Source organism: Exiguobacterium sp. s166 (genome assembly GCF_018618855.1).
Lineage (GTDB): Bacteria > Bacillota > Bacilli > Exiguobacteriales > Exiguobacteriaceae > Exiguobacterium_A.
Genome location: NZ_JACSMU010000001.1, coordinates 595,514 through 605,404, shown reverse-complemented (window position 1 = coordinate 605,404; position 9,891 = coordinate 595,514). Strand labels below are relative to the sequence as shown.

8 protein-coding genes are annotated in these 9,891 nt (G+C 50.2%); 7 read left to right on the top strand and 1 reads right to left on the bottom strand.

The features are described 5' to 3' along the window. Positions 1–35: 35 nt before the first annotated feature. The 4 genes from trhA (at position 36) to KNP93_RS03015 (ending at position 3,425) form a co-directional block, all read left to right on the top strand. Entirely contained in the window at positions 36–701 is a 666-nt protein-coding gene (gene trhA, locus KNP93_RS03030) for a PAQR family membrane homeostasis protein TrhA (RefSeq protein ID WP_214853464.1), read from the top strand. Then, positions 698–1,372, top strand: a complete 675-nt coding sequence (locus KNP93_RS03025) for a TVP38/TMEM64 family protein (protein WP_214853035.1) — start codon at positions 698–700, stop codon at positions 1,370–1,372. The genes trhA and KNP93_RS03025 overlap by 4 nt, the downstream gene beginning before the upstream one ends. Positions 1,373–1,456: 84 nt before the next feature. Continuing rightward, positions 1,457–2,374, top strand: a complete 918-nt coding sequence (locus tag KNP93_RS03020) for a proline dehydrogenase family protein (RefSeq protein WP_026827616.1) — start codon at positions 1,457–1,459, stop codon at positions 2,372–2,374. A gap of 229 nt (positions 2,375–2,603) precedes the next feature. Then, positions 2,604–3,425 carry a DUF2785 domain-containing protein gene (locus KNP93_RS03015; protein ID WP_214853033.1) on the top strand — a complete coding sequence of 274 codons (822 nt, stop codon included), beginning with the start codon at positions 2,604–2,606 and terminating at the stop codon, positions 3,423–3,425. A gap of 177 nt (positions 3,426–3,602) precedes the next feature. On the opposite strand, the gene KNP93_RS03010 is transcribed toward KNP93_RS03015, so the two are convergent. Next, positions 3,603–4,235, bottom strand: a complete 633-nt coding sequence (locus KNP93_RS03010; protein ID WP_214853029.1) for a class I SAM-dependent methyltransferase — start codon at positions 4,233–4,235, stop codon at positions 3,603–3,605. Positions 4,236–4,420: 185 nt separating this feature from the next. Here KNP93_RS03010 and KNP93_RS03005 point away from each other — a divergent pair, with 185 nt between their 5' ends. The 3 genes from KNP93_RS03005 to KNP93_RS02995 are packed head-to-tail and all read left to right on the top strand — an operon-like array spanning position 4,421 to position 9,827. Then, positions 4,421–6,838: a 3-hydroxyacyl-CoA dehydrogenase/enoyl-CoA hydratase family protein gene (locus tag KNP93_RS03005; RefSeq protein WP_214853016.1), complete on the top strand. Its 2,418-nt coding sequence runs from the start codon at positions 4,421–4,423 to the stop codon at positions 6,836–6,838. 17 nt (positions 6,839–6,855) lie between these two features. Continuing rightward, positions 6,856–8,046, top strand: coding sequence for an acetyl-CoA C-acetyltransferase (locus KNP93_RS03000; RefSeq protein ID WP_214853013.1), 1,191 nt, complete (start codon positions 6,856–6,858; stop codon positions 8,044–8,046). After that, positions 8,043–9,827: an acyl-CoA dehydrogenase family protein gene (locus KNP93_RS02995; protein ID WP_214853010.1), complete on the top strand. Its 1,785-nt coding sequence runs from the start codon at positions 8,043–8,045 to the stop codon at positions 9,825–9,827. The genes KNP93_RS03000 and KNP93_RS02995 overlap by 4 nt, the downstream gene beginning before the upstream one ends. The last annotated feature ends 64 nt before the right edge of the window (positions 9,828–9,891 follow it).

The window sequence follows — 9,891 nt, the reverse complement described above, 5'->3', positions numbered from 1 at the left end:
TCACGAAAACGATCAAAGAACAGTCAAAAGAAACAATTGAAGAGTTGCTTGCGAAAGGCGACTCGCTTAAAGAAGAGGTGGCCAGTGCCATCACGCACGGACTCGGTGTCATCTTCAGCATCGTCGCTTTAGTATTGCTAATCCTGCAAGCCTCGAAGTCGGGCAGTGCCTGGAACATCACCGCCGTCAGTATCTTCGGCGCGACGATGATTTTACTCTATCTGTTCTCGACATTGATGCACTCACTCATGCATACGCGTGCCAATAAAGTGTTACAGATCCTTGATCACGCGGGAATCTACTTATTGATTGCCGGGAGCTATACACCGTTCGCCTTGATCACGTTGCGTGGACCACTCGGCTGGACGTTGCTTGGCATCGTCTGGGGTGTCGGGATACTCGGTATCATCTGGAAACTGTATTCGACCGGAAAACACGTCTGGATTTCGAACGCCTCGTATTTGATTCTCGGTTGGTGCTGTCTGTTTGCGATCAAACCGATGTATGAAGCGCTTGGCTTACAAGGATTTTTACTTCTGCTCGGTGGCGGTCTCGCCTATTCCCTTGGTGTCATCTTTTACGTCTGGGCCCGTTTGCCTTATAATCATGCGATTTGGCATCTGTTCGTCCTTGCCGGCAGTATCTTGATTTTCTTATCGATTTTCTATTACGTCGCTCCGGCACCGGCGCCGCTGTCTTGAAAAACTTAAAGTTACGGGACTGGCTCCCGTTTACCCTCTACATGCTGATTGGTGTTGGACTGCTCCTGTATTTCCGTTTATCGGGAATGATGGAGCAGTTTGATATTCAGGCCTTGTCTGACTGGATTCGTCAGCAGGGCGCCTTAGGCATGTTGCTGTACATATTGGCTTATACGATCCGTCCGCTCGTCTTTTTCCCGGCGAGCCTGTTGACGGTGTTTGGCGGTTATACCTACGGTCCGTGGATTGGGACGATTCTCGATGTCATCGGTGCGGGGACCGGCAGTTTATTAAGTTTTTGGATTGCCCGTCTGCTCGGTCGACGCGGCATCGAAAAGATCATCGGAACTGGTAAATTGACGGTTCTCGATGAACGGATCGCAACGAATGGATTCGTCGTCGTCTTGATTGTCCGGTTGATTCCACTGTTTCCGTTTGACGCGATCAGTTATGCATCCGGTCTGTCGAAAATTAAATTCCGGCAGTTTGCACTCGCCAGTTATCTCGGCATCATTCCGGGTGCCTTTGTTTACAACAATATCGGTGCGAGTCTCCGGGATCCGTTTTCCTGGCAGTTTTTCTTTGCGATCTTCTTATATCTCTTATTTTTTACCGTCGGTTTTTTTGCACAACGGATGTTACGGAAAAAACAAAACAATGAGCATATGTAAGCGCTTTATGTCATAATATGAATGCAGAGATGTGAACCGACATGGTAAAACAGCCTAGCATTTATTTAGGGGGAGTAATGAGTGATGGAACGAGTATTACGGGATGGTTTTATCTTTTTATCGCAAAATAAGACATTGAATGGTCTGGCGAAACGGTATGGTCTGAAATTCGGTGCGGGTCGCTTCGTCGCGGGGGATTCACTGGAAGCCTCAAAACGCGCGATTCAGGATTTGAACTCAAAAGGATTATGCGTCACGATGGATCACCTCGGTGAGTTCATCTCAACGGTCGGAGAAGCGGAAATGATGACGCAGGAATGTATTCGTGCAGTGGAAATGATTGCGGAAGAGAAACTAGACTCGCAACTTTCCCTGAAATTGACGTCACTTGGTCTTGATATCTCGGATGAATTGATCCGCTCGAACATGGAACGGATTTTGACACGGGCGAAGGAAGTAGGCGTCTTCGTCACGATCGACATGGAAGACGAGCCGCGTTGTGAAAAAACGATTCAACTGTTCGAAGAATTACGTCAATCATTTGATAACATCGGAACGGTCATCCAGTCGTACTTGTACCGGTCGGAAGACGATATCAAACGTGTCGGACGATTCGAGACGAACTTACGGATTGTCAAAGGCGCGTATAAAGAGCCGGCAACGGTCGCCTTCCCGGAAAAAGAAGATGTTGACCATAACTACATCAAGCTCGTCAAACTGCAACTCTCACTCGGTAACTATGCCGCAGTCGCGACGCATGACGATGCGATGATCGAACAGATTATCCGTTATGCGAAAGACAATGGTATCGGGAACGATAAGTTCGAATTCCAGATGCTGTACGGCATCCGTGTCGAGCGTCAGCTTGAACTCGTAAAGCTCGGCTATAAAGTCCGCGTCTACGTCCCGTACGGTCGTGACTGGTACGGTTACTTCATGCGCCGTTTGGCGGAACGTCCGGCGAACGTGGCATTTGTACTCAAAGGCATGGTCAAAGGTTAATAGGGAAATGCGAGATGGAGCTGTCATGGCTTCATCTTTTTGTTTTATCGTTTGAAAGATTTTTCTCTTCCCGTGCTTTCCTCGGGCGAGACCCGGCTCATTGACCCATCGGATCAATGAGCCGGGTCTCGCCTGTCTCTGACAGCGCAAAAACCGCGCTTTTTCCCGTAGGAGTCACGGGAAAAAATCTTTCTTCACTTACTACATATACTACATAGGAGGTATGGTCATGGATGTAACGGAACAGCAGTTGAAAATGCAGCTGCAACAAGAGGATACTATTATTTCGGAGGAACTGCTTGATCAGATGCTGCACCACATCGGCAGTTTGGATCCGGTCCTTCGCGATGACCTGATTTTTTCAAAACTAGCGGAATGGATCATGTCAGGAGAGTTCACGGTGACGTCTGCTAAACGAATTGTCTCGTTTGTACTCAGTCCGGACGGCTTGTTTTATAAAATGAAGACTTCCGATGATACAGCAGTCTTTACCCGTTCGTTTTCAGCGTTGCTTCTTGCAGTAGTACTTGAAAGAGACGTTGCGCATCCACAACTGAAGGAGAAGACATACGAACAGATATCTAATCAATTATTGGAATATCTGAGTAACGAAACCGACTTTACGGGGTTTGTTCCTGACTATGGTTGGACGCATAGTATTGCCCATATTGCCGATGCCTACGACGCTTGGTTCAAGCATCCCCGGTGTCAGGTCAAGAATGAGCAAGCGGCGATTGCCCGGTTCATCGAGATTTTGATGACACCAGACTATGTTTTTATCGATGAAGAACAGGAACGTGTCATCACAGCTTGGTTAGCGGAAAGAGAACGAGGAATGACAGACGAAATCTTTTTTACGACGATTGAGACATCAGTCCAAGCCTTGCTTGATCTACCGGTGAATTGGAGCGACGAACGATTTACTGTCCTCCGCAATACAAAACAATTACTACGGACACTGTACTTTCGGGTGAAATGGCAAGACAAGACATCTACGCTCCCGGAACTGATTGAACACTTGCTGTTTCAAATCCATCAACGCTATCAGTAAACAAAAACAGACGTGTCCACTCGACTTCTACGGGAAAAGGAAGCTTGCTTCCGTCAGGGACAGGCAAGACCCGATCATCGTTAGATGGGCGCGGCTTGCGTCCCGCCCGAGAAAAGCGGATGGACATACGTCTGTTTTAGAACTTATGATTTTGTGGTTCTTCAGCACTCAATCCATTTACTGCGTCCGAAAAGCAAACAAACAAGAAAACGCATGGGCCTGATCGAGTAACCGGTGTCCGGTCATGACGGCACCTTCTTTTTGAATGACAGCTTCGTCAAGCAACGTCCAGCCGAGTTCATCTGCCAGTTGGACGAGTTCCCACGGCATCATCGTATTGCCCATCGGTGCGTCTTCTCCGTGCAGGCGACGGTACGATAACGCTCGTGGTGCCGCCGTTGGTCCGAGCAGACTGATGACGACGAGTGGAGAAACGCGGCTGATCTCTTTAAGTACCGTGAGGGGACGCGTCGACCATTCGAGTGAATTGACGGCGAGGACGACGTCAAACGCATCATCCGCAAACGGTAATGTTTCGCCGGTTCCGACGACGAAGTCGAGTGCCGGTGATTTGTCACGGGCGATCCGGATCATCTCTTCCGACAAATCCAGTCCTGTGACCTGAAACGCGTCCGCGAGTAACCGGCAAGCCGCACCGTCACCGCATCCTAAGTCGAGTAAGTTGCCGGACGTAATGACGGACTTCAGAAACGGAATAATCGTTTTCCGGCTGCCCGACGTCCACATCATCTCCGAACGATCGGCCCAGTCGGTCGCTTTTTGATCCCATAATTGTTCTGTCGATTTCATGAGAACTCCCCCTTTTGATTTCAGTCTAACAGGAAAATTTGACCAATAGCTGATTTTTTATTGCTACTGAATGATAATTCATTTATGATGGAGATGTAGAAGGAAGCAGTGGAAAAACGGACGGCTTCTTTTTTTGTCAGAATAATGAATGGTTGTTCATTCAATTACGAATCAGGGGGTCTATCATGGCGAGTCAAATCGGTCAGCCGACCACAGTACACACGACGAAACATATTCAATTCGCCGTCATTATCGGTTCAGGGGTCATGGGTGCAGGGATTGCCGCACACCTCGCGAACGCGGGAATCCGGACATTGATGCTTGATATTGTACCAAAAGAATTAACGGCGCAGGAGACGAAACAAGGATTGACGCTTGATGATGCATCAGTTCGTTCACGGATTGCCCGCGACAACCGGCAAAAGTTGCTCAAACAAAATCCGGCACCACTGGCTTCGAAGCAGTTACTCGATTTAATTGAAGTCGGAAACCTCGAAGACGACTTGGAACGTCTCAAAGAAGCGGACTGGGTGATTGAAGTCATCGTCGAACGGCTTGACGTCAAACAACAGTTGTTTGCGACAATCGAACCGTTCTTACGCGAAGATGCGATCGTCAGTTCAAACACGTCAGGGATTTCAATCGAAGCGATGCGTCAAGGACGTTCGGATTCCTTTAACGCTCGGTTCCTCGGTACCCACTTCTTTAATCCGCCGCGTTACTTGAAGTTACTGGAACTGATTCCGACAAGTGACACGGATCCGGAAGTCGTCCGGTTCATGAAACAGTTTGCAGAAGAACGTCTCGGTAAAGGGGTCGTCATCGCAAAAGATACACCAAACTTCATCGGCAACCGGATCGGCACATACGGTCTGCTCGTCACACTGGATGAGATGAAGAAGGGCGGCTATTCGATCGGGGAGGTCGATTCCGTCACCGGACCATTACTTGGTCGTCCAAGCTCAGCGACGTTCCGGACGCTTGATGTCGTGGGGATCGACACATTCGTTCACGTTGCGAACAACGTCTACGACTTGTTACCGGACGGAGCGGAAAAAGACACGTTCGCCGTGCCGGCAGAAATGAAACGGTTGGTCGACGAAGGGTCACTCGGAGCGAAGTCGGGACAAGGATTCTACAAAAAAGTCGGTAAACAGATCCTGGAACTTGATCTTGCAACTTTTGAATACGTCGAAAAGAGAGCGCTTACTGAGCCGTCGATCGGCCAAGCAAAAGCTCTTCCGGGCGCCAAAAACAAACTGAAAGCCGTTGTCTTTGCGAAGGACCGTGTCGGTGCCTTATTGTGGCCGATCCATGCGAAGACGTTACTGTACTCGGCTCAACTGACACACGAAATCGCGGATGACATCAAAGCGATTGACGAAGCGATGAAATGGGGCTTCGGTTGGAAGATGGGACCGTTCGAGACATGGGATGCTCTCGGCGTCGAGAAGACGGTCGCGAAGATGAAGCAGGACGGCTATGACGTACCGGCTTGGGTCGACGAAATGCTCGCGTCAGGCGTAACCAGTTTCTACAACGAAGATGGTCAGTTCTATGATGCGCAGACACAAACGTATGTCGGCAGTGCCGTCAATCCGAAAGAAATCCGCTTACGCGACGTCCGCAAATCAAACGGCGTCTTACTTGAAAACAACGGTGCTCGCCTGCTTGATCTTGGTGACGATGTCGCAGTCCTTGAATTCACGTCGAAGAGTAACGCGATCGGCGTCGACATCATGCAGATGATCGAACAGTCGATTGATCTCGTTGAAAAAAATCACCGGGGTCTTGTCATCGCCAACGACGGCAAAAACTTCTGTGTCGGAGCGAACCTCGCGATGATGTTGATGGAAGCAGAGGATGAAAACTGGTTCGAACTCGACTGGATCATCAATAAGTTCCAGCAGTCGATTCAAAAAATCCGTTACGCGTCCCGTCCGATCGTCGTTGCACCGCAAGGGATGACGCTTGGCGGCGGAACGGAAATTTCGCTTCCGGCAGCCCGTCTGCAGGCAGGTCTTGAAACGTATATGGGACTGGTTGAAGTCGGTGTTGGTCTGATTCCAGGAGGCGGCGGAAACGTCAACACGTATCGTCGTCTGCTCGAAAATACACCGGACGGACTCGTCAACATCGAAAAAGCCGCGCAGAAGACGTTTGAGAACGTCGCGATGGCGAAGGTTTCGAAATCGGCCTTTGAAGCCCGGGAACTCGGGTATGTCCGGACCGTCGATCAAATTTCGATGAACCGTGATCACCTGACGCATGATGCGAAACAACTGATCCTTGAGCTCGACCGGACCGGTTACACGGCTCCAGCCCGTTCACGGATTCCAGTCGTTGGTCGTGCAGGGAAAGCGACGCTTGAACTTGCAACTCGCGAGATGTTCTACGGCGGCTATATCTCGGAACATGATTTAAAAATTGCAAGTAAACTCGCACACGTCATTGCCGGTGGGAACGTCTCGTTTGGCACACAAGTCGATGAGCAGTACATGCTCGATATCGAACGGGAAGCCTTCTTGAGCTTGATCGGTGAGATGAAAACACAACAACGGATGCAGCATATGCTTGTCAAAGGCAAGCCGCTCCGTAACTGATGACTGGGGGGATTCGAATGAAGGAAGCAGTAATCGTCGCTGGTGCACGGACACCAGTCGGCAAAGCCAAAAAAGGATCGTTTAAGTCGATGCGTTCTGATGAACTCGCAGGAATCGCCATCAAGGAAACATTGAAACGCGCGAACTACACCGGAGCAATCGATGACGTCATTCTCGGTTGTGCCTTACCGGAAGCTGAACAAGGGATGAACATCGCCCGGTATGCATCGGTCCTCGGAGGACTGTCGCATGAAGTGCCGGCGATCACGATCAACCGGTATTGCTCGTCCGGTCTCCAATCGATTGCCGATGCGTCGATGAAGATCATGACAGGACAAGCGACAGCTGTCATCGCCGGTGGACTCGAATCGATGAGCCAAATTCCGATGCCAGGACACGTCGTACGACCGAATCCATCAATCGTCGAGACGGCACCGGAATATTATATGAGCATGGGGCATACGGCAGAGCAAGTCGCTTCGACCTATCAAGTCTCACGCGAAGATCAAGATGCCTTTGCACTGAAAAGCCATCAAAAAGCAGCCGCTGCGATTGCGTCCGGCAAGTTCGTCGACGAAATCGTCCCGGTGACGGTCACGGAACAATACGTCAACGATGAGTTGAAGATTGAAGAAAAGACGTGGATCGTCGAACATGACGAAGGTGTCCGCGCCGATTCATCACCGGAAGGTCTCGCCAAGCTCCGTCCGGCATTCCGCCTCGGCGGAAGTGTCACAGCGGGCAACTCGTCTCAGACATCAGACGGTGCTGCTGCCGTCTTGATCATGGAACGCGAAGAAGCGGAACGCCAAGGACTGCCGATTCTCGGAAAGTTCAAATCGTTTGCCGTCGGTGGTGTCCGTCCGGAAGTCATGGGAATCGGACCGGTCGTCGCGATTCCAAAGGCACTTGAACTCGCTGGCATCACGCTCGAAGATGTCGGATTGATTGAATTAAACGAAGCCTTTGCATCCCAGTCACTCGGTGTCATCCGGGAACTCGGTCTGAACGAAGACATCGTCAACGTTAACGGCGGCGCGATTGCGCTTGGTCATCCGCTCGGTTGTACCGGAACGAAACTGACGTTAACACTTTTGCATGAAATGAAACGACGGAACGTCCAATACGGCGTCGTCTCGATGTGTATTGGCGGCGGCATGGGTGCTGCCGGTGTATTCGAACTAGTTGAAGGAGGAACAGGACAATGAGCCAAACAACAAACGAATTGATTAAAGGTGGAAGTTTTGTACTGGATGAGTTACAAGCGGATCGTCTCTTTACACCGGAAGATTTTTCGGAAGAACACAAAATGATTGGTGACATGACGGCGAAGTTCGTCGAAGACCGTGTCGTACCGGTTCTTGACCGGATTGAAAAACATGAGTTCGAATTGTCGGTCGGTCTCCTGCGCGAAGCAGGCGAGCTCGGCTTGCTCGGCGCTGATGTCCCGGAAGCATACGGCGGCTATCAGATGGATAAAATTTCGTCTTCGATCATCACGGAGAAGTTTGCCCGCGGTCGCTCGTTTGCCCTCAGTTATGGTGCTCACGTCGGGATTGGTTCATTGCCGATCGTCTTCTTCGGGAACGAAGAACAAAAACAAAAATATCTCCCGAAACTGTCTTCCGGTGAATGGATTGCGTCTTACGCGTTGACAGAACCGGGCTCAGGCTCGGATGCCCTCGGTGCGAAGACAACGGCAGTCTTGAATGAAGCCGGAACGCACTATATCTTGAACGGGGAAAAACAATGGATCACGAACGCCGGCTTCGCCAGTCTGTTCGTCGTCTACGCAAAAATCGACAGTGATAAATTCACAGCGTTCCTCGTCGAAGGTGAGTACCCGGGTGTCTCAACCGGACTCGAAGAACAAAAGATGGGGATCAAAGGATCGTCAACACGGACGCTGATTTTACAAGATGCGGAAGTGCCGGTCGAAAACGTCCTTGGTGAAATCGGGCGCGGACACGTCATCGCCTTCAACATCTTGAACGTCGGTCGTTATAAACTAGCAGTCGGTGCGGTCGGTTCATCAAAACGTGCGATTGATCTTGCGGTCCAGTATGCGAACGAACGCAAACAATTCAAAACACCAATCAGCTCGTTCCCGTTGATTCAGGAAAAGCTGGCGACGATGTCGGCGCAGACTTATGCGATGGAAAGTTCGGTCTATCGGACAGGCGGATTGTTCCAGGACAGTCTCGATCAGTTGTCGGAAGAAGAGAGCAAAGACGGCAAGAAAATCGCGGATGCGATTGCCGAATACGCGATTGAATGCTCAATGAACAAAGTCTTCGCTTCGGAAACGTTTGATTATGTCATCGACGAAGCGGTCCAGATTCACGGTGGTTACGGATTCATGGCCGAATACGAAGTCGAGAACATGTACCGTGATTCACGGATCAACCGGATCTTCGAAGGAACAAACGAAATCAACCGTCTGCTCGTACCGGGCACGTTGCTGAAAAAAGCAATGAAAGGCGACTTACCGCTCCTCGCAGAAGCGCAACGTCTGCAACAGGAAGTCATGAGCTTCATGCCGACGGAAGTCGGATCGGAACCTCTTGACCGTGAACGTCATTTGCTTGCGATGATGAAAAAGATCTTCCTGCTGACGGCTGGAACGGCCGTTCAGAAGTATCAGGACAAGCTCCAAGGCGAGCAGGAAATCCTCGCGAACACGGCTGACATCATGAGTGCAATCTATGCGCTGGAGTCGGCGATCGTCCGGACGGAAAAAGCGATTGCTGCAAAAGGCGTCGAGAAGAACGAACTGAAAATCCGTTATACGGAGGTCTTTGCACAACAAGCGTTTGAAGGCGTTGAGCGGGACGCGAAGGAAACATTGTACGCGGCAGCAAGCGGCGACGAGTTACGGATGCTTCTCTCGGCACTGAAGAAGTTCAGTCGGTACCAGCCGATCAACTCGATCGGAACAAAACGTTTGATTGCGAAACGTTTGATCGAAGCGAATAAATATACGGTCTAAGTCAGGTTTACCGATTCGCCTTTGCAGGGAAAATCTCTGTAAGGGCGAATTTTTTTACATTGAA